This is a genomic window from Haloplanus sp. GDY1, assembly GCF_023703775.1.
Classification (GTDB): Archaea; Halobacteriota; Halobacteria; order Halobacteriales; family Haloferacaceae; genus Haloplanus; species Haloplanus halophilus.
Genome location: NZ_CP098514.1, coordinates 2,321,693 through 2,346,619 on the forward strand (window position 1 = coordinate 2,321,693; position 24,927 = coordinate 2,346,619).

Here is a 24,927-nt window from a genome sequence, read left to right on the forward strand (position 1 = left end):
CATACGGGTGTAGAACCGACTACACTAAGTGTTCCGGACGGGGAGAAACCCGCGGACTCCTCCGCGGTGACCCTAGTCCTCCGTCCAGTAGTAGAGGTCCTCCCGCGGCGCGTCACAGTCCGGACACGCCTCTGGCATGTCGTCGATGTCGCCGACGGCACCACATCGCGAACACCGCCACACCAGTTCCGCCTCCCCGAACTCGTGGCCGGCGCGTTCGTGTTCGATGGACAGCGCCTCGATCCCCTCCCGCGTCGTGACGAAGAAGCCGTCCTCGTCGAAGCCGCGGATCGTCCCAAGCGCCGTCCCCTCGCTGTCGTACACCGTCCGTCCGACGGTGAGGTCGCTCTCTCCACCCATACCCGACCTTCGGGCTCGGGCGGATTAATGGTTACTCGGCTGATTGGTGGCCCCGCGGGGAGTCCGGCCCGTCGTCGGTGCGGCGCGGGAGGGTCGGAGCGATCCGCAACCTCTTTTCTCCTACCGGCGGATCCGAGGGTATGAGACTCACCGATCGCGACGTCGTGATCACGGGCGGCGCCGGACTCATCGGCACCCACCTCGCGGAGACGCTCGTCCCCGACAACCGCGTCGTCGTCGCCGACGACCTCTCGAAGGGGAGCGCCGAGTACGTGCCGGACGACGCCGAACTCGTCCGCGCCGACGTGACCGACCGGGACGACGTCGCCGACGTCATCACCCCCGACGTCGACGTCGTCTTCCACCTCGCGGCGTACACGGACACGAACCACGACCGCCCCCGACAACTGTTCGAGGAGAACGCCGCGATGACCTACAACGTCCTCGAACGGATGGACGAGGTCGGGGTCTCGAACCTCGCCTTTACCTCCTCCTCGACGGTCTACGGCGAGGCCCCGCGGCCGACGCCCGAGGATTACGCCCCGCTCGAACCCATCTCGGTGTACGGGGCCGCGAAACTCGCCGACGAGGCGCTCCTCTCGACGTACGCCCACTCCCACGGCATGACGGTCTGGTGTTTCAGGTTCGCCAACATCGTCGGCCCGCACCAGCGTGGTAACGTCATCCCCGACTTCGTCGAGAAACTCGTCGCGGATCCGGACACCCTCGAGATCCTCGGCGACGGCCGCCAGGAGAAGTCCTACCTCCACGTCGAGGAGTGCGTCGACGCCATCCGACACGTCGTCGAGCACGCGGACGACGACCTGAACGTCTACAACCTGGGGACGCGGACGACCACCTCGGTCACCCGCATCGCCGACATCGTCGCCGAGCGGATGGGGCTCGATCCGGTCTACGAGTTCACCGGCGGCGACCGCGGGTGGACGGGCGACGTCCCCAAGATGCGACTCTCCGTCGAGAAGCTGTCCGCGCTGGGGTGGGACCCCGACCTGTCGAGCGACGAGGCCGTTCGGCGCGCGACCGACCAGCTGGTCGCCGAAATCGCTGGCGGCGACGCCGGCGCGGACGCGTGAGCGCCGCCCCGCCGCTCACATGAAGTCGTCGAGCCGCGACGGCTTGTTCCGGTCGTTCTCGAAGACGCTCTCGAGGCTCTTCTCGAGCACTTCCAGCCGCTGTTTCGTGTACGGCCGACAGTCGAACTCCTCGGCCACCTCGATGGCGGTGTCCATGTACTTGTTCACCGACCCCTCGTGGACGGTGAGGTTGACCCGGCCGCCACACTCCCGGCAGTCCCCCGACAGCGGCATCCGCCGGTAGGACGTCCCGCAGTCCAGACACCGCGTCTCCTGCCGGGAGAACGCCCGGAGGTTCCCGATCAGGTCCGGGAGGAAGTGGTACTCGATGACCCGCTCGGCCACGTCCGTCTCGTCCACCGCGCGGAGCTTCCGCGCCAGGTTCAACTGGGCGTCCATCTTCTCCATCATCGACCCCAGCGTCTTGTACGCCGAGAGGTCCGGTCCCAGCGCGATGTTCGAGGTGTCGTGGGTGTGGTCGAAGCCGTGGTACTCCGACTCCGTCCCCAGCGACGCCTCCGCGATTTCGACGTCCACCGCCTCCGGGTCGGCCATCTCGCGGGTCGCCTCGTAGAACTCCTGTGGATACTCCCGCACCACGTCCATGTTGTGTGCCTCGTCGTCGATCTCCGTGGGGTCGATGCGGGAGGACATGACGAGGGGGGCGTCCATCGAGTTGTGGGCGTACAGCCAGTTCGCGGTGAAGATGGGTTCGCCGCCGACCTGAAGATCGTAGAGGTGGCCCTCGTAATCGACTTCTTCGACGCTCTGCACCCGAAGATACGAGAGATCCCCGTCGACGAGCGGCCGAAGGTCGTCGAGCCGCGTCTTCGCGGCTGCCGGCAGATCACGGTTCTCCAGCGCCGTGATCGTCTCCCGAAGTTTCTCCAACGAGACGTTCTCGCGGCGTTTGAGGTACTTCGGAATCAGTTGCGTGACCCCCTCAATGTCCATCTCGCGGATCTCCATCAGGGCGTCCGGGATCGTGACGACGAGACTCTCCGAATGGTACGGTTCATCGCCGCCGAGAACCCTACGGAGCGGGTTGTCGGTCGCACCACCGGAGACCGTGACCGTGTAGATGTCCTGTCCGTTCCCGGTTCGCTCCGTCGTGACCGAAACGTTGGCCACGATCCCGAGTCGGTGGAGCAGGAACACGAGACCGTCCTTGACCTCCTCGCTGGTCGAGTGGAAGGCTATCGTCGTGGCGTTGTCGTCCGTCTTCTCGCTTCCATCCCCAGCGATGAACCCCCGAAGGAACGCCAGTACGACCTCCCGTGGCGCTCGACGAATGCAATCGGGGATCAGCTTCTCGCTGGAGTCGTACGACTCGGCGTCGACGAATCCGAGGTCGTAGAGCACGTCGCGGAAGACCGCGGGAAGCCGGATCTCGTACGCCCGGTTCGACCACCTGATCGAGGGGTCGTTACCCAGCGTCGATTCGACGTGCGAACGCGCTCGTTCGATGATCTCCTCGTCGCCGTTGTAGATCGCTGGATACGTACTCGACAGCGTCCCCTCGGCGACGAACAGGCCGAGGAGCCACGCGAACTCCTCGTCGACCCCGATCTCGCGGTCGATTCCGGTTTCGGACCCCGGTAATCCGACAGTCACGTCGTCCGGAACGCCCTCGAAGCCACCCGAATCGAGGATGCGTTCGAACCGTTCGTAGCCGATCTTGCGCTTGGCGAGGCGGTACGACAGCCCCCGCATGAACTCGCCGTGGGCGTCGCTTCCGTGTTCCGTCGACTCCCAGACCGTCCGGAGCAAATCCTCCACGTGGTCGTCGATGAAGACGTACGGATCGTCGACCGCCTCGACGACGTCGACCGTCGTCTCGACCGGGTCGATATCGAGTTGTCGGGGTGCCAGAACGAGATCACCTTCCTCCAGATCCGCGCCGGCGACCTCCTCGATTCCGTCGTCGTAACGGAAGAGACTGTGATCGGCGGTGATGTCCAGAGACCGACCGAACTGCGTCTCGACCCGGAGCAGCGTCTCGTCCTCGGCGGCGGGATACCGGATCGCCTTCTCGATGGGGGCGAGCGACGATCGATGGTCGTCGTCGAAGACGTACGTCTGCCAGCCTTCCGAGAGACACGGCTTCTTCCGGAACTTGCCCTCACGCACGACCTCGCCGTCGAGTTCCTCCCAGAACGACTCGACGGTCAGGAATCGAACGTCGCCCTCGGGCGAGACCGCGACGAGCCGCGAGTCGTCGGCGACGCTCCCGCCCCGCTGGTCGGGCAGGAACTCCCGACTGAAGTTGAGCAACCCGTCCATGAGGAGCATGACGCAGTCCTCGTCGCCGTCGCAGTTCCGCCGCTTCGCCGCGTGGAAGTACGGGTGCGCGTAGCCCACCGACGCCGACGTGAACCCGACCACCCGCCCCACCACCGCGGCGGAGGTGTGTGGCGCCATCCCGAAGACGAGTTCGCCCACCAGGTCCTCGCGCTCGTCCACCTCGTAGAACGCGGGCAGGTCGTAGAACTCCGTCAACAGGTCGTCGACGAAGTCCGCCGTCTGCAGGAGGTGTTCGGCCGCGCCGTCCGAGAGGACGATGTCCTGCACCTTGAGTTCGACCAGTTGGTCGTCGAACCGGAGGGGGTCGCCGTCGACGTCCGTCTCGTAGCCGAGTTCGCGGAAGTCCGCGGCCGTGACGTCGAGTTCCTCGGGGCGGACCGCCGTCACCGGCAGGTCCGTCATGTCGTAGCGGACCGTGCCGTCCTTGAACGCGCTGACGCCGTGTTTGGCCCGCAACACGCCCTTCTCCATCGGCTCGGGCGTCTTGTTCGCGGAGGTGAGCCCCTTGACACCCTTGAGGATGTCGAACGCCGACTCCCGCTCGCCGACGGCGTCCAGCGCCTCCCGGTAGCGCTCGCCGACGTCGAGCCGTCGTCGCTCGACGCTGGTCACGTCCCGATCACAGCGCTCGCAGTGGACCCGCCCCGACTCGTCCGGGTCCACGGGGCGCCCACAGGAGTCACACTCGTAGACCGGTTCGGTGTGGCTCCCGCAGTCGGGACAGCCCGTCCGGTGGGTGGTCGTCCCGCAGTCGGGACACGCCCGTCGGCCCACCTCGACGCTCACGACGCCCTTCCCCTCGTCGGTGCGGGCGCTGGCCGCGGCGCCCACGTCCCGCTGACTCCCGCCGGCCTCGCCGATGGGAAAGAGCGTGTGGACCGCGGGCGAGAGGTCGCGCCGCTCCGACTTCTCCGGGCGACCCATCCGGTTGCCGATGCGGGTGGGCGCCCGCTCCCGCACGGTGAACGGCGCCACCTCGTCGACCGCGCGAACCGCGTTGTCGCCGTCGCCGTACTCCCGGGCCGCCGTCGAGAGGTCCGCGACCGACCACGTCCGGTCGAGGTCCGGCGTCAGCCCGAGCGACCGGGCGAGCGGCCGCCAGTCCGGAATCCTGACCCCCTCGTCGGTCGCGACGTGTTCGACGAGGAGGGATTCGAGCGTCCGTCGGATCCCCTCGGTTCGCTCAATCAGGAGGACGTCCTCGTGGTCTCCGTCGCTCCCGCGGACGACCCCGCGGCCGCCGTCGCTCTCGACGGCGACGGGGTCGCCCTCCGCGACCGCCGCGGCCAGCGTGTCCACCGCCGCGACGCTCACGTCGTGCCAGAGGTAGGTGTAGGCGGGGTGGAGCGGGCAGTCGTACTCGGTCGCCCACTCGATCGCCTCGGCGGCCGTCGGCTCCGCGAGGTCGACCCGCGGGTCGTCCCGGAGCGCCTGCACGTCCGCACCGCTCCCCTCGAACTCCCGAATCCACCACTCGAACGTGTAGGAGGCGGGTGCGAGGGCGTGGTTGTTCTCGACGAACTCGCCGTAGTTGACGAGGTACTCGCCGAGGTCGAGGATGGCCTCGACGCCGTTGCGGATCTCCAGGGCCTCCGCGGGGTCGTCGATGCGGCGGACCTCGCCGTTCGCCAGGCGGACGGTTGGTCCCTCGATGGTGTCGACGGGGACCACCCCGGCCGCCTTCCCCGGGCGCTCGGTCTTGATCTGCGTCCCCGTCGCGAGGAAGTCGTCGACGAGGTGCATCGTGGCGGGGTGGACGCCGGCCGTCGCGAACCCGTGGTTCCGGGCGCGGCCGTACCGCAGGCGGAAGCCCCCGGACTCCGAGGGGTGGCCGAACACCGGCCGCCCGGCGATCAGGTCCCGCAGGTACTTGCCGGACGGATCGACCCGCGGCGGTCCCGTCTCGTCCGTCCCGTCCGGATCGTCCGGATCGTCGTCGGCCTCCGCGTCGGCGTCGGCCTCGTCCACCTCGTCGTCCTCCCCGATGGTGCCGTCGATGAGGTCCTGGAGCCACGGCCACTCCACTTCCTCCAGGTCGCGGGTGTAGCGCTGGATCTTCGGCGCCTTCAGCGCGATGCCCTCCGCGAGGACGAGACACATCCCCCCGCGGGCGGCGTTGGTGTCGACCCGCTCCAGGTCGCGAAAGCCCGACACCTCCTCGTCGCCCGTCGCCTCCCCGTCCAGCATGATCGGCATGTGCTCCGCGATGAACTTCGTCTCCTCGTCCTTGGGCGTGTACTGCAGTCCCGTCTCGGAGTCGTAGAGGTCGATCTCCTCGGCGTAGCGCTCGATCTCGTCGTCGCGGGGTTTGAACTCCTCGATGCCGAGCAGCGAGCGGGCGTAGTCCGCGACCAGCACCGAGAGCGCCTGTGCCGTGCCGCCGGCCGAGCGGATCGGCCCCGCGTAGTAGACGTTGACGAACCGGGTGCCGTCGTCGTTGTCCAGCACCTCGACGCGGTCGATCCCCTCGATGGGCGCGGCGACGACCCCCTCCGTCAGGAGGGCGACGGCCGTCCGCACCGCGCCCTCGATCTTCCCGGCGTCGGTCTCGTAGTCGCCGACCTCGCCCTCGACGAAGTCGGTGACGAGCGCCAGCGCGGCCTCCTCGCGGCTCATCTTCCCGTCGAGTTCGCGGACCCGCTCGGCGACGCCGTCGATGCCGAGGATGTTCTCGACCCGGTCGGCCATGTCGCGCGCGACCGGAATCTCGACCTCGGGTTCGGGGTCGACCCCCCGCCGCTTGGCCCGCTCCGCCAGGTCGAACGCCTCGTCGAGGCGGTGTTCCATCCGCTCGAAGTAGCGCTCGTCGTCCGGCGTCACGGTTCCTCGGCCCCGCGTTGCTCGAAGGCCCGGAGGTACAGCCATCCCTCGACGGCGTCGGCGGCGTTGAGGTAGCCGCCGACCGCCTGCCCGCTCGGCCGCGTGAGGACGGCGTAGGGGCGGGCCTCCGGCTCCCCGCCCCCGTCGACCGCCCGCACTTCGCCCGTGCAGGCCGCGACCGACAGCGTCTCGTCGAACCGCACCGCGCGATGCTCGTCGGCGTCCGGGTCGTAGTGCCACACGTCCGCGTCCCGAACCGTGCCCGCGCCGGTGAACCACGCCGCGTCGACCCCCTCGTCGGCGGCGACGGCCTCGATGGCCCCCCGCCAGTCGTCGCCCTCCTCGACGGCGACGCGGTACTCCGCGCTCACGGCGAGTTCACGAGCGTCCATAGACGCGACACGGTCGGCCCCGGATTAAACCTTACTCGGTTCGCCGACCGCCGGGCGGGGCGGCGCCGCGGCTGATCGAGCGGCAAGAAAACACCGCGGCGAACTGGACGTTAGAACGGGGCCTGCGGGCCTTCGTCGCGACCGTCGCCGTCGTCGCTCGTCTCGCCGGGGAACGAGGGCTCCATGCCGCCGCCGTGGCCGCCCTCGCCGCCCATGCCCTCCATGCCGGTGTCGGCGTGGACCTTCGTGATCTCGGGGATCTCCTTGACCATCCGGCTCTTGATCGCCTGGATCGTCATGGGGGAGATGCCACAGCCGGAACAGGCGCCGCCGAGCTGGATGCTCACCTCGCCGCTCTCGGCGTCGATGTTCTGGATGGCCGCGCTGCCGCCGTGCATCTGGATCTGCGGGAAGTTCCGCCGCAGGAAGTTGGTGATGCGCTCGCGGAGGTCGTCCTCGCCGTCGGCGTCCTGAGCGTCGGTACTCATGCGCGGGGCTTGGATTCCGACGGGCTTAGGCCTTTGGTTCGTCCCGCTCGTCGAGGCCGAACACCGCCCGGAGTTCCGCCCGGATCTCCTCGACGTACCGCGAGAGCGTCGCCTCCAGTTTCTCGTCGTCCACCACCACGGCGGTCACCCGGTCGGTCGGGTTCTCGGGGAGTTCGATCCGGAACTCGCCGTCCTCGTAGAACGGTTCGGACTCGTTGAGCACCTGCTGGTCGATGGCGTGGACCAGTTCCGAGTCGAACCGGTCGTTCATCGTCTCGAAGGCGTTCTTGTACGCCCGCTGGAGCTCGGTGAAGTAGTTGGCGTACTTGTCCTCGAACTTCTCGGGGTCGAACTCGGCCATGCGCGCCCTTGCGCCGGCGCGGGCAAAAGTCGGACGGTCGCCGTCAGGCCTCGAACAGCCCCGTCGAGAGGTACCGCTCACCCGTGTCGGGGAGGATCACCACCGTCGTCTCCGCCGGGTGGTCGGCGGCGTACGCCGTCGCCGCCGCCAGGGCCGCCCCCGAGGAGACGCCGACGAGCAGTCCCGCCTCGCGGCCGAGGCGGCGGGCGGCCTCCCGCGCCTCCGCGGCCGTCACCGCCCGCACCTCGTCGATCAGGGCCGTCCGCAACACGTCGGGCCGGAACCCCGGCCCGATGCCCTGGATGTCGTGGCCGTCCGAACACACCGCCGAGACGGTCGGCGACGACGCGGGTTCGACGGCGACGGCCGTCACCTCGATCCCCCGCTCCTCGAAGTGTTCCGCGACCCCCGTGATGGTGCCCCCGGTGCCGACGCCCGCGACGACGGCGTCGACGTCGCCGCCGGTCGCCCGTTCGATCTCCGGGCCCGTCGTCTCCCGGTGAGCCCGCGGGTTCGCCGCGTTCTCGAACTGCCGGGCGAGGACGGCGTCGTCCGCCGCCGCCAGTTCCTCGGCCCGGCGGTTCGCGCCGCCCATCCCCTCCTCGGCCGGCGTCACCTCCAGGTCCGCGCCGAGGGCCGCGAGGACCGTCCGCCGCTCCTCGGACATCGACTCCGGCATCGCGAGGGTGCAGTCGTACCCCCGGGCGGCCGCCACCGCCGCCAGCCCGATGCCCGTGTTGCCGCTGGTGGCCTCCACCACCGTCCCGCCCGGCGGCAGGTCGCCCGCCCGCTCCGCGGCGTCGATCATCGCCCGCGCGATGCGATCCTTGACCGAGTAGGGGTTGGCCGCCTCCACCTTCCCGAGCAGGTTGTCGGCGAAGCCGTCGAGGCGGACCAGCGGCGTGTCGCCGATCAACCCCTCGACGGAGTCGACCACGTCCGGGCCACGCCGCTCGGCCGTCGTGGAGTCGCTCATGGACGCGGCTACCCCGCCGCCACCGGTAAGCGTTGACCCGAACCGGTTCGCTACCCGAGTTGCTCGCCGACGATCCGATCCGCCTCGGCCACGAACGCCTCGCGCTCGGCGGCGGGGATGGTCGCCCCCGCGGCCACGTCGTGCCCGCCGCCGTCGCCGCCGACGGCCCGCGCCGCCTCCCGCATGACCGCCGAGAGGTCGAGCCCCCGCCGGACCAGCGCGTGTGAGCCGCGGGCTGACACCTTCACCTCCCCGCCCCCGCTCTCGCTCCCCTCACCGCTCCCCGCCACGCTCGCGAAGGCGACGATGGGCAGGTCACGGCGCACGCCGTCCGCGCCGAGGGCCATCCCCGCGACGATGCCGACGATGGTCTCCCGGATCCGCGTGCCCGCGTCGAACCACTGGACGTGCTCCTCGACGGTCACGCCCTCCGACTTCACGAGTTCCAGCCCCTCAGAGAGGTTCTTGCGGTGGTTGCGCAGGAGCGTCCGGGCGCGCTGCAGGGCCTCGCCCCTGTCGCCCAGACACACCGCGAGCCCGACGTCCGCGCGCTCGTAGCGAGCCGTCGCGTTCAGCAGGGTGGAGAACTCGCTCACGTCGCGCAGTTCCGTCCCCTCCGCCTCGGCGGTGAGCGTGTAGGTCGTCCCGATCAGGTCGTTCACCCGGTCGGCCGGGACGCCGCTCGCCACCGCGCGCTTGAGCAGGGCGCTCGCCACCGTCCGCCGGTCGTCGTCGGTGAGGTCGACCCATCGCTTCCACCCGCCGCCACCGGCGTCGCCGGTCGCCCCGGGCGTCCCCGACGCATCGCCGTCGACACGGAGGTCGGCGTCCAGTTCCGAGAGGAAGGACACCGCGCCGGCCTCGTCGCCGGTGATCCCCGGGATCCGCACGTCGCTCGCGTACTGAAGCAGTTTCGGGAGCGGGCGGGTCTGCCGGCCGTACATCGCGAGGTCCGTCCCCTCCGCGAGGACGCCCGCCTCGATGCCCTCGGCGACGACGCCCTCGTTGGCGCCGGTGAGGCCGTCGACCCCGCCCTGCATGTCGCCGACGGCGCCGACGACGGCCAGCGCCGCCAGGTCGCGGTTGTCGACGCCCTCCGGTTCGAGGGCGCGCGCGAGGACGTACGCCGCGCCGGCCCCCGAGAGTTCGCTCGCGCCGTCGAGCCCCACGAGCAGCGGGTTGCAGTGGTACTCGACCTCCGCGTCCGCCGGCTGGTGGTGGTCGGCGATCACGGGGGTGAAGGCGTCGTCGTACTCGGTGACGACGTCGAGTTGGCCGCTCCCGAAGTCGGTGAACAGGACGGTGTCGTAGTCGGTCGCCGCGATGGAGCGGATCGCGTCCTCGTCGAGCTGTTTCTCGAACACCGTCTCGAAGGGGATCCCCGCGCGTTCCAGCGCCGTGGCGGCGACGGCGGCGCTCGTCAGGCCGTCGGCGTCGATGTGGGAGGCGAGCAGGACGGCGTCGGCCGCCCGGAGGCGGTCGGCACACCTCGCCGCCCGCTCCGCGAGTTCGGGCACGGGACCCATCGTCGTCGGTTCGGTCGCCATCGGGGATAAACCCTCGTCAGCGTCCCCGGAGGCGGGCGACCGTCTCCCGGGCCAGCGCCTCGAACGTCGCCTCGTCCGGCACCACGTCCACGTCGATGCCCTTCCCCGCGGCCGTCTCGCGCGTCGGCTCGCCGATGACGCCGACGACGGCGGCGTTCAGGCCCGCGACCGCCGCGTCGCGGATCCCGCGCTCCGCGGCGGCGTCGAGGAAGTGTTCGACCGTCAGCGACGAGGTGAAACAGGCGGCGTCCAGGTCACCGGCCGCGGCGAGCGCCGCCGACTCGCCGGCCCCCTCCGGGCGGATCAGCCGGTAGAGCACCGTCTCGTGGACGTCGGCGCCGGCCGCCCGGAGGCCGTCGAGCAGGACGGGACTTCCGTGGTCGCTCCGTGCCACCTCGACCGTCGCGTCCGCGGCCCGGTCGGCGAGCAGGTCGACCAGCCCCGTCGAGGAGAACTCCTCGGGCACCAGATCCACGGCGTAGCCCGCCGCCTCCAGCGCCTCGGCGGTCTTCGGGCCGATGGCGACGACGGTCGCTCGTCCCGGCTCCCACCCCGCCGCCGCGACGAGTTCCGCCCCCGTCTTGCTCGTGAACACGGCGTAGTCGGCGTCACGCGGCGTCTCGCCCGTCGGCTCGACCGCGAGCATCGGGTCGCCGACCGCCTCGGCGCCCAGTTCGTCGAGGCGGGCTCGGGCCGCGGCCAGTCGGTCGTCGTCGGGGCGGAAGACCGCGACGCGCGGGCGGTCGCCGTCCGTCCCCCCGGTCACTCCGACGCCCCCGTCCCCGCGTCCGCCTCCTCGCGGGCGCGCTCGACCAACGCCGCCGCGCCCTCCTCGCGCAACTCGGCGGCGAGCGACGCCGCCGCGTCGGCGTGGTCCGTGATCGGCAGGTCGGCCGTCCGCTCGACGCCCTCCTCGCCGTCGAGGGAGAGCACCTGCACCGTGACGTGGACGTACTCCCCCTGGACGACGGCGTAGACGCCGATGGGGGCGATACAGCCGCCGCCGAGTTCCGCGAGGATCGTCCGCTCGACGGTCGTCTCGACGCGCGTCACGGGGTCGTCGATCCGGTCGTGGATCGTTCCGGTCATCTCGCCGTCGGCCCGGGCGGTCACCGCGATGGCGCCCTGCCCCGGCGCGGGGACGAAGGCGTCCCGGGGGAGCCGGGTCGTCTCGACGGTCCCCAGCAGGCCGCTCCGCTCCAGTCCCGCCTCCGCGAGGACGACGGCGTCGTACTCCCGGTCGACCGCTCGCTCCATCGCGCTCCGCTCCAGTTCCGAGAGCCCGTCGAACCACTCGTCGACCGACCGATCGAAGGCGTCGTCCCCGTCCGCCTCCGCGGCCTCCAGTCGCCGCTCGTGTTCCCGCTGGAGGCTCGGCGCCAGCAGTTTCTCCAGCCGGGTGTCGACGTTGCCACGGAGCGGTTCGATGTCGAGATCCGGCCGTGCCCGGCGCAACTGCGCGCCCCGCCGGAGCGACGAGGTGCCGACGACGGCGCCCTCCGGCAGGGCCTCCAGTTCCGCCCCGTCGGGCGTCACCAGCACGTCGCCCGCGGGCGCGCGCTCCGGGACGCCGGCGACCACGAGGTCCTCGGGCGACTCCGTGGGCATGTCCTTCATCGAGTGGACCGCGGCGTCGACGTCCCCGTCCAGCACCTTCTCGTCGAGGGCGCGGACGAACGCTCCCGTCTTGCCGAGGCGGTGGATGAGTTCGTCCCGGATCTCGTCGCCGCGGGTCGACACCTCCACCGTCTCGACGGTGCGCCGCGGCCCGTCGAGGCGCTCGCTGACGCTCGCCGCCTGTCGGCGGGCGAGGTCGGATCCGCGCGTCGCTAGCCGTATGGTCCCGCGCGTGCTCATATCCGACGTCTCGCTCCCGAGGGTGAAAAGCCCCGCTATAGCGCCTCCTGATACGCGTCCAGCGTCCGCTGGATGTCCTCCTCCGTGTGGGCGTAGCTCACGAACTGCGCCTCGAACTGGTTGGCGGTGAGGAAGATCCGCCGATCCTTCATCTCCTGCCAGAACACCCGCTCCCAGCGGTTGGTCTCGGCGGCCGCCACGTCCGCGCCCGTCTTGGGACAGGCGTCGAAGTTGGGGCAGTCCTCGCGCTGGCGACAGCCGGCTTCACAGCGCCCCTCGCCGCCCTCCCCGTCGCGGGTGAAGATGGTCTTGAAGATGCTCCCGGTGCCGACGACGGTGTACTCCGGGGCCTGCTCCTCGAGGATGTCGGTGATCCCCGCCCGCAACCGCTCGCCGAGCGCGTTCACGTGGTCGTAGACGTCGTTCTCGGCGGCGTACCGGAGGGTTTCGAGGCCGGCGGCCATCGTGACGGGATGGCCCGAGAAGGTGCCCGACTGGAACACGTCGCCGCCGGGGGTGAGGTGTTCGACGATTTCGGCACGGCCGCCCACGGCGCCGACGGGGAAGCCGCCGCCGACGATCTTCCCAAGCGTCGTCAGGTCGGGCGTGACGCCGAACTCGCTTTGCGCACAGCCGAGGCCGCCGACGCGGAAGCCGGTGATGACCTCGTCGAAGATCAGCAGCGCGCCGTGTTCGTCACAGAGTTCGCGGAGCGTCTCGTGGAAGCCGTCGACGGGCATCACCACGCCCATGTTGCCGAGGATGGGTTCGGTGAGGACCGCGGCGATGTCGTCGCCGTGTTCCTCGAACACGTCCGCGACGGTGTCGGGATCGTTGAACGGGACGGGGATGGTGTGTTCGGCGAAGGACTCGGGGATGCCCGGCGAGGAGGGCGTCGCGCCCTCGGGGCCGCCCTCGACGAGCGTCGACTCCTGGGCGCCGTGGTAGCCCCCCTGCATGACGACGATCTTGTCGCGCCCGGTGTAGGCCCGCGCGAGGCGGACCGCCGAGACGGTCGCTTCGGTCCCCGAGTTGACGAAGCGCAGCATCTCGACCGAGGGGACGTGCCGGGTGACGAACTCCGCGAGGTCGACCTCGACCTCGGTGGGCGCGCCGTACATCGGCCCCGAACTGACGTGTGACTGCACCGCCGCCTCGACCGGATCGGGGAGGTCGTGGCCGTACAGCAGCGGGCCGTAGCCCATCACGTAGTCGAGATAGCGGTTGCCGTCGGCGTCGACGACGTGTGCGCCGTCGCCACGCTCGACGAAGAAGGGGTACGGCATCGACGCCCGCACCGACGAGTTGACGCCGCCGGGCAGCACCGACAGCGCCCGGTCGTACAGTTCCCGCGATTCGTCGTGGTTCATACCTACCGCTGTGTGCGGCGTCGGAAAGAATGTACTGGGTCGCGAAAAGGAGTCCACACCGGTGCTCACCGCGGGCCGCAGTCGAGGGCGGAGTCTCAGACGGCGTCGGGTCCCTCCTTGCCGGTGCGGACCTGGATGGCGTTCTCGACGGGCAGGATGAAGATCTTGCCGTCGCCGGGTTCGCCCGTGTTCGCGCTCTCGCGGATGGCGTCGGCGACGTCTTGGGCGGGCACGTCCGCGACCACGCACTCGATTTTGACCTTCTGGTGGAGGTCGACCGTGTACTCCTCGCCGCGCCACTGGCCCTTCTTCGCGGGCTGGGACCCGCGGCCGGAGACGTTCGTCACGGTGATCGAGGGCGCGCCCACCTCGGCGATGGCCTGTTTCACGTCGCCCAGCTTCTCCGGGCGGAGCATCGCGACGACCATCTTGATCCCGCTGCCGCCGTCGGTGCGGACGGGTTCGCCGCCGTCGGTGCGGATCTCCTGGCTCTGGCCGCCGTCGGTGCGGATCTCTTGGCTCTGGCCGCCGTCGGGAACCACGTCGGGTTCGCCGAACTCGGGGTAGGTGTTGACTCCGTGTTCGGCCACGTCGAGGCCCTCACGCTCGTGTTCGGGCGAGACGCGGGCCTGGCCCATCGCCTTGATGACGCCGAACACCAGCGCCGTCGCGGCTATCGTCCAGGCGCCGATGACGACGACGCCGGCGAGCTGGCCGACGAAGCTCACGGAGTAGCCGGGGACGGCAAAGAGCGGGAAGAGGACCGCGCCGAGGACCCCCGCGCTGCCGTGGACGGGGAAGACCGCACACACGTCGTCGATCTTGAGGCGCTTCTCGACGAACTCGAAGACGACGGGGAGCTGCGCGCCGGCGAGCCCGCCGATCACGAGGGCGCCGATCCAGGTGATCGCGTTGGTGTTGCTGGTGATGCCGACCAGCCCGGCGAGCATGCCGTTGGCGACGTAGAGGGTGTCGACCTTGCCGGTCTTGCCGAGCGAGGCCGCGCCGGCGCCGATGGCGCCCGCGGCCATGCCCATCGTGGTCGTGAGGGCGACGCGACCGAGCTGGTCACCGAGCAGGCCGCCGTCGCTGAAGATGGCTGACGTGCCCACGTTGAAGCCGTACCAGCCGAAACAGAGGATGAGCGTCCCCAGCACCGCGAAGGTGAGCGAGTGGCCGGGGATGATGTTCACCGAGCCGTCCTCGTTGTAGCGGTCCATCCGGGGGCCGAGGACCCACGCGGCCGTGAGGCCGGCGATGCCGCCCATGCCGTGGACGATCATGCCGCCCGCGAAGTCTTGGAAGCCCGGACCGATCGTCGTCAGGAAGCCGCCGGCCCAGGTGAGACCGGTGACGACCGGGTAGATGACCGCCGAGAGCAGGACGGTGTAGGCGACGTACGCGCGGAGCTTCGCGCGACCCGCCACCGCGCCGCTGACGATGGTCGCCGCCGTCATGGCGAACACCGCGCCGTACAGCCAGCCGACCCAGCCCGCCGAACTCCCGGTGATGTAACCGAACGGGTTCGAGCCGCCGCCGACGATGGTCGAGACGCCGGCGCCGATCAGGAAGTAGACGATGACGCCCACGCTCCAGGTCAGCATGTTCTTCGTCAGCTGGTTGGCGACGTTCTTCGAGCGCACCTGCCCCGCCTCCAGCATGGCGAAGCCAGCGTGCATGAAGAAGATGAGGAAGCTGACGGTGAGGATCCAGGCGTTGTTGACGCCGGCCGTGATCGCCGACGGGTCGATCTGGAGCGGCGTCAGCATCCGGCCACCTCCCCTGACGGTACTTCGCTATCGGTGCTTGGACAGACGTTCGCGTTTCCGAATTCTTCTACCATGTTCGTTCTCCGAGTTGCGATAGAAGCTACTGTTACGACATAGTATAAGGATTGGCGTTTACAAATGTCTATATATCAGGGGTCGCGTGAATGTTCGTCCGATTTAATAGCAGATAAGGGTTGTATAAGGACGTAAAATCGGCACTCGGCGGACAATTGTTGCCGGATAACTCCACGAACGTTGTGTCGGACTATCTATACTTCCGCGGGCGGCCGCGGGCCGGTCACCGGCAGTCGGGCGCCACGTCCTCCGCGAAGTACGTCACGATCAGGTCGGCGCCGGCGCGCTTGAGCGAGAGCAGGGACTCCCTGGCCGCGGCCTCCAGGTCGAGCCAGCCCTTCTCCGCCGCGGCGTGGAGCATCGCGTACTCGCCGCTGACGTTGTAGGCGGCGACGGGCCGGTCGAACTCCCGGCGGACGGCGCTCACCACGTCGAGGTAGGGGAGGCCGGGTTTGACCATCAACACGTCGGCGCCCTGCTGTACGTCGAGGCGGACCTCCCGGAGCGCCTCCCGGCCGTTCGCGGGGTCCATCTGGTAGTGGCGCCGGTCGCCGAAGGCGGGCGCGCCGTCGGCGGCGTCGCGGAACGGGCCGTAGAAGGCGCTCTCGTACTTCGCGGCGTAGGACATGATCGCCACGTCGGCGAAGCCGGCGTCGTCGAGGGCCGTCCGGATCGCCCCGACCATCCCGTCGGTCATGCTGGAGGGGGCGACCACGTCGGCCCCCGCTTCGGCGTGGGAGACGGCCGTCCGCGCGAGGGGATCGAGGGTCGCGTCGTTGTCGACGGTCAGGGTCGGATCGTCCCGGGCGTCGGCCTCCAGCATCCCGCAGTGGCCGTGGTCGGTGTACTCACAGAGACAGACGTCGGTGATGACCGTCGCGTCCGTCTCCGCGGTGACGGCCCGCGTCGCCCGCTGGACGACGCCGTCCGCCGCCCAGGCGCGCGAGCCCTCGCTGTCCTTCGACTCGGGGATCCCGAACAGGATGACTGCCTCGACGCCCGTCTCCGTGATCTCCTCGACGCGGGGGACCGCCTCGTCGACGGGGACCCGTTCGTGGCCGGGCATCGACTCGATGGGCACCCGTTCGTCGGTCGTCGCGTCGACGAACACGGGCGCCACGAGGTCGGCCGCGCGGAGTTCGGTCTCGCTGACCAGCGAGCGGAGGCCGTCCCGGCGCAGTCGCCGGGGGCGGTCTGCCTGATCCATACGGGCGCCTCGCCCGGGACGGTCAAAACCCCGTCGCTCCCGCTCACGACGCGCACACGCAACCGATATGGTCCCCCGCGGTGCAGAGGGTGACGTGTCCGTCCCGCTCCAGGTCGCGCAGTTGCCCGCCTCCCTCCGCGAACTCCTGGCCGCCGACTACGGCCTGCTGGTCCTCTTCGGCGTCTTCGTCCTCGAAGGGGCGATGTTGCTGTACGTCGTGCCGAGCGAACTCGTCGTCCCGGGGGCGCTCGCCCTCCTCGGGGGGACGGTGACGAACGCGGTGGTCGTCGTCGCCGTCGCCGTCGCGGGCGCGACGGTCGGCCAGTTCGCCCTGTTCACCGTCGCCAAGCGCGCCGGCCGGGAGCGCCTGCTGGCGTCGCGCTGGTTCCGCGTCAGCGACGACGCCCTCGACCGCTTCGAGGGCTGGTTCGACCGCTGGGGACCGGTGGTCGTCCCCGTCAGCAACACGCTCCTGTTCACGCGGGGGATGGTGACGGTTCCCGCCGGCCTCGCCGGGATGGACGACCGCCGGTTCGTGGCCCTGTCGGCGCTCGGAACCCTCTCCTTCGAGTCGATCCTGGCCGGACTGTACCTCTGGTTCGGGACGGTGCTGTGAGCGGGACGAGGAGAGAGACGCTACTCGGTGCGGTCGATGTCGATCTTCTCGCGCAGGGCGGCGAGGTCGTCGGACTCCGCGAGTTCCTCCAGCCGCTCGCGGAAGTGATCTTCGCAGAGGCCGACGCGGATCCCCTCCTTCTCCGCCGCGTAGGCGGCCTCGCGATCACAGTAGTGGCAGTTCATACCCGCGGTAGGTGCTCCCTCCGGTTTAACCCTGCGCATCCGGCAGACGCGACGCGACGCGCTCGTATCCCGCGGCGTCGAGGCCCGCGATCCCCAGCCGCCGGTCGTGGGCGTCGCTCCCCCCGGTCGCCAGGAGGTCGCCCGCCTCGATCACCTCGTCGAGACGCGCCTCGTCGACCGGCCCCTCGTACGGGTAGTACCGCTCGATCCCGTCCAGCCGCGGCGCGAGTTCGAGCGCGGCGTCGGGGTCGGCGTACCGGAACGGGTGGGCCAGCGAGACGACCGGACAGGCCTCGCCCAGCAGTTCGAGGCCGCGGTCCACCGACGGCACCTCGCGGGGGACGTAACACGGCCCGTCGTCGCCGATGAACCGCTCGAACGCGCCCGCGTAGTCGCAGTCGGCGTCGCTCTCCTCGACCGCCCGTGCGACGTGCGGGCGCCCCACGCCGGGTTCGAGGGCGACGTTCAGATCGACGCCGAGGCGGTCCTCGATCCGTTCGGTCATCCGCCGCGCCCGGTCGATCCGATCGGCCTGCAGGCGGTCGAGTTCCGCCCGGAGCGCCGCCGTCTCCGCGACGCCGTAGCCGAGCAGGTCGATCCGTCCCCATCCCGTCTCGACCTGGAGTTCGATCCCCCGGATCACCGTCACGCCCTCGCGGACGGTCACCGGCGCCCCAAGGTCCGGGTGGAGGCGGTCGTGGTCGGTGACGGCGACGGCCTCGACGCCCGCCCGCCGCGCGGCCGCCGGGAGCGCCGAGAGGGGTAGTCGCCCGTCGGAGACGGGTGTGTGTACGTGCAGATCCGCGACCACGTCCATGTCCTCCCCTCGCCACCGCCGCCGATAGACCTTCCGCCCGCACGCCACCCGCGTGGGACCGTCTCACGCGGCACCGATTCTCAATTAAGGATGATTAAAGACTTGACCGGAACTAAGGTCGTACATGGAAAACCATTATAGTTATCGACCGTGTGGAACCCGGTGATGAAGTTCAACGGCACCGGCGAAATGATCGAAGCCCTCGAATACCCGACGACGACAGACGAAATCATCGACGACCACGGCGAACACGAACTCGAACTCCAGCGCGGGACCGAACGCGTCGGCGAGGTCCTCGAACGACTGGAGACCGAGGAGTTCGAGACGCCCGAGGACGTCCGCCTCTCGGTTCGCTCCGCGGTCGGTCACAAGGCCATCGGCCGTCGCTTCTACAGCGACCGCGATCCGACCGCGCTCGGCGAGTCCGGGCCGACGCCGCTGTCGCTATAGGTTCAGTTCGAGCGGAACCGCTCCCTTCGTGTACCCCATCGTTCTCCCGTCAGGCCGGAGCCGATAGACCACCGCCGGTCGGTGGCCGACGTCCGGCCGCTCCCCGTCGATAGCCAGCCAGTCGTCGTCGGGGAACGACGAGCAGTCCACGAACAGCACCACGCCGCCCGCGTGTGCCGATAGCTGGCCGTCCGTCTTCGTCTTCGCCGTGTCGCGCACCGCTGCCGCCGGCGTCCCCGCCGAGCGCCGGTTCGGCGGGAGCGGTCGCGTCACCTCGACGAGCGGCTGTTCGCCGCCGTCGGTGCGCGCCTGGAAGTCGATGGAGTGTCCCGTCGTCACCTCGATCTCGGGCCGGGGATCGTAGCCCGCGTCCACGAGGAGTTTCGCGGCGTGGAACTCGCCCATCGTCGCCGCCATGCGCGTCAGATCCAGTCGTTCCGAGGTGCCGAGTTTGCCCGCCATCGTCTCGCGGTCGTCGTCGAGGACGCCCGTCGACAGGAACTCCTCGTAGAACGCCAGCGCGTCGTCCCGGTCGGCGTCCGGGAACCCCGCGGCGTGGTCGTCGAAGAACTCGCGTGTCGTCCACCGGCCGTCCTTCGAGAGGAAGACGGGCAGGAAGAACCACGAGAGGTGCGGGTACGGTTCGAGCCAGGGGGACTGTTCGTGCAGTTCCGCGAGGAGTTCCCGCTCGGCCCAGTCGGCGACCGGCCCGGGCACCTCGGTGAAGCCGTACTTCTCGGTTCGCCAGAGGCTCGACGGCGTCTCCGTGTTGCCGAGCCAGTAGCCGCCGTCGTCGTTCCAGCAGAAGAGCGCGGTGTCGCCGTTGTCGACGTCGAACCGGCGGGCCGCGTAGCCGTCCGGGGGCTTGAACCACGGGCGACGGCTGGTCGCGCCCAGATTGTCGTCCAGGGGCTCGAACACCTCGGCGCGGACGCGGCCGTCCGTCCAGCGACCGGGGGCGTGTCGAAACCGAAGGGGTCGTGCCACGCCGGTAGTACGACCCCGGACGATTTACGCGTTCCGCGTCGCTCCGTCCGAAACGTCCGTTACATATATATTCGGAGGTATCAAAGCCAACGTGTACCATGTCAATGGGTGCCTATGACGAGGACGAACACGAGCGGCGCGCGCAGAAAACCGGGCAGGTCGACGCGGACTTCGACGACGACCGGTCGGAGTTCCGAGGGACCCTCTCGTACGAATCCGGCGACTCCACCGAGGCGCTCCTGGACCAGTTCAAGCAGCTCCAGGGCGAATGACGCCTATTCGTTCCGTCCGAGCAGGACCGTAGCCGCCGTCGACACCGCCGCCACGGCGACGACGTGACCGACCACCGCACCGACCAGCAGCGGGTCCCCCCACACCACCGGCACGAGCGCCAGTTCCAGCAGTGCGAACCCCGCGGTCGCAGCGTCGATCCGGCGACACCGCCGTGCCGTCTCGCCGTCGACCCGATAGCGCAGCGACCGCCACAGCGACACCAGCGCCGTCCACCACGCCGTCCCCGAGCGATAACAGACGTCCCAGAGCAACAACAGCGCCACGAACACCACGGGCGCGGGCGGATCGCCCCCGGCGCCGATCAGCGCGGCCAGCGGCGTCGGCCGCCCGCCGGCGAGCAGGTAGGTCGTCAGCGCGGCGAAGGAGAGCACCCCGAACAGCACCTCGACGCTCGACCCGAACAGGAGGCGGCTGTGGGCCGACGGCAGGTCGACCCCGCGTGCCGCCGCGCCGATCCGAAGCATGGCGACGCTCCCCGCCGCCGCGACGGCGACGGCGACGGTTCCCGCCGCGAGGGCCCGTCCCGACAGGCCGTAGCCGACGCCGACCCCGAGGACGAGCGCCTCGAAGACGGCGACCTGGACGGCCACGGCTCCCCGTGCGGTGAGTCCCAGCCCCGGAATCCCGCCGACGAGCCCCTCGTACACCCACGTGTCCCCGAAGGTCGGGTCGCCGTCGACGGCCGGGGGGCGGTCGTCCGGTGGCCGTCCCCCGCCGTCGTCGCCCCCCGTCACGCCGGCGCCGCGTCGGCGCGCGGTCCCTCCCGTGAGAGCGCCCGCCGAACGGCCTCGTCGAACGGCGTCGGCTCGACCGGCACCAGGTCGCGGAGCCGGTCGTCGCGGACCACGACCGGGTTCTTCAGCCCCGCGATCAGCGCCCGGGCGACCCGCGGGGAGACGTCGGTCATCAGTCCCACCCAGTACGCCGACAGCCGCGGCGTCAACACCGGAACCGGGAGGACGATCGGTTCGCGGCCCAGCTGTCGACCCGTCCGGCGCAGCATCTCCGCGTAGGTCAACACCTCCGGTCCGCCGATTTCGTAGGTCTCCCCGGCCGTCTCGGGGACGTCGAGGACGCCGACCAGGTACGCGATGGCGTCGTCGATGGCGACCGGCTGACACGGCGTCCGCACCCACCGCGGCGTCACCATCACCGGCAGTCGCGTGGCGAGTTGGCGGATGGTCTCGAAGCCGGCGCTCCCGGCGCCGACGACGATGGCCGCCCGCAGCGTCGTGAGCGCGTACGTCCCGGTCGCCAGCACCCGCTCGACCTCGCGGCGCGACCGGAGGTGCGTCGAGAGGTGGTCGCGGTCCTCGCCCAGGCCGCCGAGGTAGACCACCCGCTCGACGCCCGCGTCGCTCGCGGCCCGCGCGAACCCCGACGCAGCCTGCCGGTCCCGCGCCGCGAAGTCGTCGCGAGCCGTCATCGAGTGGACGAGGTAGTACGCCGCGTCCACGTCGAGAGCGGCCGCGTACGACGGCGGGTCGAGCAGGTCACCCTCGACCACCCGGACGCCCGGCGGCGGGTCGTAGCGCCCGGCGTCGCGGACGAGGACGGTCACCTCGTGGTCCGCGTCGACGAGGGCGGGCACGAGACGGCGGCCGACGAACCCGGTGGCTCCGGTCACGAGTACGCGCATACCTCCCCGAAGGGCGGGCGGGGGATTAACCGTTCGCGGTCGGCGGCGCCACGGACCCCGCGACGCGGCTTCAGGCTCACCCTGACGGTGGGCGTCGTCCCCCGACCGACCGTTAGTCCCCGATTACCTATCCTCCCCGACCGCGTATCGGGAGCCGTGTCAGTGACCTCGTCCCCCCTCGATTGGCGGTTCGACACCGGCGGTGACGCCCCGTGACCGACGACGCTCCCGCGGAGGAGGGTGAGGACTCCTCCCGCCGCCGTCTGCTCGCCCTCTTCGGCGCCGTCCTGCTCGCCGTCGTCGGCGCGGGGACCGGCGGGTCGAACCCCCTCGCCGGCGACGACGACGAGGTGTCGGGGCCGAACCTCTCCGTCGAGTACCGCGTGACGCCGGACCGCCCCGTCCCGACGCCCACGCCGACGCCGGGTGGTGGCGACGGGGCCGGCGCGACCGGTCCGACCCGCCCGCCGTCCGACGACGCCACCGCGCCGCCGTCCGACGACGCCACCACGCCGCCGTCCGACGACGCTACCGACGACGCCACCCCCGACGGCGACCGATCCGTCGACGGCGGCGACCGCCCCGTCCGCGTCGCGTCGGCGCCGTCGAGCGAACTGATCGCGTCCGCGATCCCGCCCGTCTCGCTCGCCGACGTCTCCCCCGGCGACGGCGGGGTCGTCGACCTCTCGCTCTCGCTGTCGGGGACGCCCGCCCGTCTCTTCGTCCGGGGCACCGCGACCGACTTCGAGGAAGGTGGGGTGACCGAGGCCGAGCGGCCGGACGACGACTCGGCGGGCGAACTGCAGGCGCACGTGCGCGTCCGCCTGTGGTACGACGCCGACCGCGACGGTGCCGTCGGCGCCGGCGACCGGCTGATCTACGAGGGGCCGCTCGCCGGCCTCGACGCCGTCTCCGGGTGGACGCCCCTGACCGACGCCTGCGTCGGGCCGGGCACCCACACGGTCCGCTTCCGGTGGGACCTGCCGGCGGACGCGCCGAACGTCGTCCAGACGGACTCGGCGTCGTTCTCGCTGGGCGTCGCCGCCGACGCGAGCGAGTGCGCGTGACCGCAGGGGGTGCGCGTGACCGCAGGGCTTTCCCCGCTTCCCCGCGGACTCCGCGTATGAGCTCCGACCCCTGTGACGGCTGTGGGACGGAGGTTCCCGTCGCGGGCGGCGCCGGGGACTTCTGGACGTTCGACGCGGCGACCACCGGCGGCGTCACGCTCGAACTCGCGGACGGGACCGAACACTTCCTCTGTTTCGACTGCATCGAGCGACTCCCCGACGACCGCGAGGTGACGGCGGCCGACGTGGCGGCGCTGTCGGAGTAGGGCGTCGACGGACCGGTTCGCCGCCGGTGGACGACGGGCGGCGGGTCCGTTCGACAGTATTACTTGCGCCGCCCGGCAGGGGTCACCGTGGACCCCGAGCGAATCCTCCCCTCGTTCCCCGCGCCCTCGTTCCGCGGCAACCAGCGCGAGGCCCTGGCGGACATCCGTGACGCCTTCGCCGCGGGCAACGACGCCGTGCTGGTTCGCGCCCCGACCGGGAGCGGGAAATCCCTGCTCGCGCGCGCCGTCGCCGGTGCGGCCCGGACGCCCGAGGAGGCCGATCCGGCCCAGGCGACCGGCGCCTACTACACCACGCCGCAGGTGTCGCAACTCGACGACGTGGCCGCGGACGAACTCCTCGACGACCTCAACGTGATCCGGGGCAAGTCGAACTACACCTGCATCCTCCCCGACGAGACGACGACGCCCGTGGACCGGGCGCCCTGCGCCCGCGAGTCGGGCTACGACTGCTCGATCCAGCACCGGTGTCCGTACTACGCCGACCGCGCCGTCGCCTCGAACCGCGCCGTCGCGGCGATGACGCTCGCCTACTTCATGCAGACCGCCGGCTCGGAGGTGTTCGGCAAGCGCGACGTCGTGGTGATCGACGAGGCCCACGGCCTCGCGGAGTGGGCGGAGATGTACGCCACCGTCGACCTGCGGCCGTCGACCGTCCCCGTGTGGGACGACGTGGGGGTTCCCGACCTGGCGTCGGCCGACGACCCCCTCGACCGCACGGCACGCTTCGCGGAGACGCTCGCCGACGTCTGCGAGCGCGCGGCGTCGGATCTGACCGCGAGCGCCGAACTGACGCCGGCCGAGGCCGCCCGCCGGGACCGCCTGCAGGACCTCCGCTCCGACCTCGCGTGGTTCGTCTCCGACTACCGCGACCCGACCAGCGCGACCACTTGGGTCGTCGACCAGCCCGACGGCGCGGGGACCCCCATCACCATCAAGCCGCTTGACCCCGGGCGCTACCTCCAGCACACCGTCTGGGACCGGGGGGACACGTTCGCCCTCCTCTCGGCGACCATCCTCGACAAGGCGGCGTTCTGTCGCGGCGTCGGCCTCGACCCCGCGAACGTCGCCCTCGTCGACGTCCCCCACACCTTCCCCCTCGACAACCGGCCGCTCTACGACGTGACCCAGGGGAAGATGACCTACGAGCGCCGGGACGAGACGCTGCCGGACGTGGCGCGCCTGCTCGTTCGCCTCATGGCCCGTCACCCGGCGGAGAAGGGGCTCGTCCACTGTCACTCCTACGCGATCCAGGAGCGCGTCGCCGACCGCCTCGCCGACTTCGGCGTCGACGCCCGCGTCCGGAGCCACGACCGGGAGAATCGGGACCGGGCGCTGGAGGCGTGGACGGCGAGCGACGACCCCGACGTCTTCCTCTCGGTGAAGATGGAGGAGGCGCTGGACCTGCGGGGCGACCTGGCCCGTTGGCAGGTGCTCTGCAAGGCGCCCTACCTCAACACGGGCGACTCGCGGGTCGCCCGCCGCCTCGACGACGGCCAGTGGGCGTGGTACTACCGGGTCGCCCTCCGGACGGTGATCCAGGCCGCCGGCCGCGTCGTCCGCGCGCCGGACGACCACGGCGCCACCTACCTCGCGGATTCGAGCCTGCTGGACCTGTTCGACCGCGCCCGGAGCGACATGCCAGACTGGTTCGCCGACGCCGTCGACCGAATGGACCGCCCGGACCTCCCCGACTTCGACCCCGCGGCGGCGCTCGCCGGCGTCGACGGATCACCGAACGCGAGTCGCGGATCCGCCGGCCGGTCGGCGTCCCGAGGTGCGTCCGGCGGGCGCCGGGCGTCCGGCGGGGCGGGCGGTACCCCCCGCGGCGGCGCCGACGGGTCCGGCACTCCCGACCCCGCTGGCGACGACGACGCGGACGACCACCCCCTCTCCGACGTGTGGGGGGAGTGACCCGCCCTCCTTCGGCAACCGTTCCCGTACGTAGCGCCCACGAACCCTCCGATT

24 protein-coding genes are annotated in these 24,927 nt (G+C 70.8%); 7 read left to right on the forward strand and 17 right to left on the reverse strand.

Annotated elements, in window-relative coordinates:
* Positions 1-72: 72 nt before the first annotated feature.
* Entirely contained in the window at positions 73-360 is a 288-nt protein-coding gene (locus tag NBT67_RS12455; RefSeq protein ID WP_251342042.1) for a DUF7130 family rubredoxin-like protein, read from the reverse strand.
* Positions 361-500: 140 nt separating this feature from the next.
* On the opposite strand from NBT67_RS12455, the gene NBT67_RS12460 reads away from it, so the two are divergent.
* The gene (locus NBT67_RS12460; protein WP_251342043.1) at positions 501-1,454 is read left to right on the forward strand and encodes an NAD-dependent epimerase/dehydratase family protein; all 954 of its coding nucleotides are present in this window, start codon (positions 501-503) and stop codon (positions 1,452-1,454) included.
* Between the two features lie 15 nt (positions 1,455-1,469).
* Here the strand turns inward: NBT67_RS12460 and NBT67_RS12465 are convergent, their stop codons facing one another.
* From NBT67_RS12465 to hemB, 11 genes are all read right to left on the reverse strand, one after another.
* Complete coding sequence (locus NBT67_RS12465) at positions 1,470-6,578, reverse strand: DNA polymerase II large subunit (protein WP_251342044.1); 5,109 nt, start codon at positions 6,576-6,578, stop codon at positions 1,470-1,472.
* Positions 6,575-6,970: a PPC domain-containing DNA-binding protein gene (locus NBT67_RS12470; RefSeq protein ID WP_251342046.1), complete on the reverse strand. Its 396-nt coding sequence runs from the start codon at positions 6,968-6,970 to the stop codon at positions 6,575-6,577. Before NBT67_RS12470 ends, NBT67_RS12465 begins: the two co-directional genes overlap by 4 nt.
* Positions 6,971-7,080: 110 nt before the next feature.
* Positions 7,081-7,458, reverse strand: a complete 378-nt coding sequence (locus NBT67_RS12475) for a NifU family protein (RefSeq protein WP_251342048.1) — start codon at positions 7,456-7,458, stop codon at positions 7,081-7,083.
* 25 nt (positions 7,459-7,483) lie between these two features.
* Positions 7,484-7,819: a DUF5783 family protein gene (locus NBT67_RS12480; protein ID WP_251342050.1), complete on the reverse strand. Its 336-nt coding sequence runs from the start codon at positions 7,817-7,819 to the stop codon at positions 7,484-7,486.
* Positions 7,820-7,862: 43 nt separating this feature from the next.
* Positions 7,863-8,795 carry a cysteine synthase A gene (gene cysK, locus NBT67_RS12485; RefSeq protein ID WP_251342052.1) on the reverse strand — a complete coding sequence of 311 codons (933 nt, stop codon included), beginning with the start codon at positions 8,793-8,795 and terminating at the stop codon, positions 7,863-7,865.
* Positions 8,796-8,845: 50 nt separating this feature from the next.
* Positions 8,846-10,342 (reverse strand): RecJ family nuclease, encoded by a 1,497-nt coding sequence (gene recJ / locus NBT67_RS12490; RefSeq protein ID WP_251342053.1) that lies wholly within the window; start codon positions 10,340-10,342, stop codon positions 8,846-8,848.
* A 16-nt stretch (positions 10,343-10,358) separates the two neighbouring features.
* Positions 10,359-11,108: a uroporphyrinogen-III synthase gene (locus NBT67_RS12495; protein ID WP_251342054.1), complete on the reverse strand. Its 750-nt coding sequence runs from the start codon at positions 11,106-11,108 to the stop codon at positions 10,359-10,361.
* On the reverse strand, positions 11,105-12,199 hold the full coding sequence (hemC, locus tag NBT67_RS12500; protein ID WP_251342056.1) for a hydroxymethylbilane synthase: 1,095 nt from the start codon (positions 12,197-12,199) through the stop codon (positions 11,105-11,107). The genes NBT67_RS12495 and hemC overlap by 4 nt, the downstream gene beginning before the upstream one ends.
* Before the next feature lie 35 nt (positions 12,200-12,234).
* Complete coding sequence (gene hemL / locus NBT67_RS12505) at positions 12,235-13,569, reverse strand: glutamate-1-semialdehyde 2,1-aminomutase (RefSeq protein ID WP_251342058.1); 1,335 nt, start codon at positions 13,567-13,569, stop codon at positions 12,235-12,237.
* 95 nt (positions 13,570-13,664) lie between these two features.
* Entirely contained in the window at positions 13,665-15,338 is a 1,674-nt protein-coding gene (locus tag NBT67_RS12510; protein ID WP_251342059.1) for an ammonium transporter, read from the reverse strand.
* 298 nt (positions 15,339-15,636) lie between these two features.
* The gene (hemB, locus tag NBT67_RS12515; RefSeq protein ID WP_251342060.1) at positions 15,637-16,620 is read right to left on the reverse strand and encodes a porphobilinogen synthase; all 984 of its coding nucleotides are present in this window, start codon (positions 16,618-16,620) and stop codon (positions 15,637-15,639) included.
* Positions 16,621-16,687: 67 nt separating this feature from the next.
* Between hemB and NBT67_RS12520 the strand changes: the two genes are divergently transcribed.
* Positions 16,688-17,236 (forward strand): DedA family protein, encoded by a 549-nt coding sequence (locus NBT67_RS12520; protein WP_251342061.1) that lies wholly within the window; start codon positions 16,688-16,690, stop codon positions 17,234-17,236.
* A gap of 20 nt (positions 17,237-17,256) precedes the next feature.
* On the opposite strand, the gene NBT67_RS12525 is transcribed toward NBT67_RS12520, so the two are convergent.
* On the reverse strand, positions 17,257-17,421 hold the full coding sequence (locus NBT67_RS12525; RefSeq protein ID WP_251342063.1) for a DUF6757 family protein: 165 nt from the start codon (positions 17,419-17,421) through the stop codon (positions 17,257-17,259).
* A 25-nt stretch (positions 17,422-17,446) separates the two neighbouring features.
* Positions 17,447-18,238, reverse strand: coding sequence for a PHP domain-containing protein (locus NBT67_RS12530; protein WP_251342064.1), 792 nt, complete (start codon positions 18,236-18,238; stop codon positions 17,447-17,449).
* Between the two features lie 165 nt (positions 18,239-18,403).
* On the opposite strand from NBT67_RS12530, the gene NBT67_RS12535 reads away from it, so the two are divergent.
* Complete coding sequence (locus NBT67_RS12535) at positions 18,404-18,688, forward strand: DUF5789 family protein (protein WP_251342065.1); 285 nt, start codon at positions 18,404-18,406, stop codon at positions 18,686-18,688.
* Here NBT67_RS12535 and NBT67_RS12540 read toward each other — a convergent pair.
* Positions 18,683-19,675, reverse strand: coding sequence for a DUF5784 family protein (locus tag NBT67_RS12540; RefSeq protein WP_251342067.1), 993 nt, complete (start codon positions 19,673-19,675; stop codon positions 18,683-18,685). The two genes, NBT67_RS12535 and NBT67_RS12540, sit on opposite strands and share 6 nt — an antisense overlap.
* 98 nt (positions 19,676-19,773) lie before the next feature.
* Between NBT67_RS12540 and NBT67_RS12545 the strand changes: the two genes are divergently transcribed.
* Positions 19,774-19,947 carry a DUF5786 family protein gene (locus NBT67_RS12545; RefSeq protein WP_345780655.1) on the forward strand — a complete coding sequence of 58 codons (174 nt, stop codon included), beginning with the start codon at positions 19,774-19,776 and terminating at the stop codon, positions 19,945-19,947.
* Positions 19,948-19,950: 3 nt separating this feature from the next.
* Here NBT67_RS12545 and NBT67_RS12550 read toward each other — a convergent pair whose 3' ends face one another.
* Positions 19,951-20,703 (reverse strand): DUF7530 family protein, encoded by a 753-nt coding sequence (locus NBT67_RS12550; RefSeq protein WP_425498850.1) that lies wholly within the window; start codon positions 20,701-20,703, stop codon positions 19,951-19,953.
* Entirely contained in the window at positions 20,700-21,608 is a 909-nt protein-coding gene (locus NBT67_RS12555; protein WP_251342069.1) for an NAD(P)H-binding protein, read from the reverse strand. The genes NBT67_RS12550 and NBT67_RS12555 overlap by 4 nt, the downstream gene beginning before the upstream one ends.
* Before the next feature lie 212 nt (positions 21,609-21,820).
* Between NBT67_RS12555 and NBT67_RS12560 the strand changes: the two genes are divergently transcribed.
* The 3 genes from NBT67_RS12560 (at position 21,821) to NBT67_RS12570 (ending at position 24,873) form a co-directional block, all read left to right on the forward strand.
* Positions 21,821-22,675, forward strand: coding sequence for a hypothetical protein (locus tag NBT67_RS12560; protein ID WP_251342070.1), 855 nt, complete (start codon positions 21,821-21,823; stop codon positions 22,673-22,675).
* 56 nt (positions 22,676-22,731) lie between these two features.
* The gene (locus tag NBT67_RS12565; protein WP_251342071.1) at positions 22,732-22,941 is read left to right on the forward strand and encodes a DUF7561 family protein; all 210 of its coding nucleotides are present in this window, start codon (positions 22,732-22,734) and stop codon (positions 22,939-22,941) included.
* Positions 22,942-23,028: 87 nt separating this feature from the next.
* Complete coding sequence (locus NBT67_RS12570; protein ID WP_251342072.1) at positions 23,029-24,873, forward strand: helicase C-terminal domain-containing protein; 1,845 nt, start codon at positions 23,029-23,031, stop codon at positions 24,871-24,873.
* Positions 24,874-24,927 lie beyond the last annotated feature (54 nt).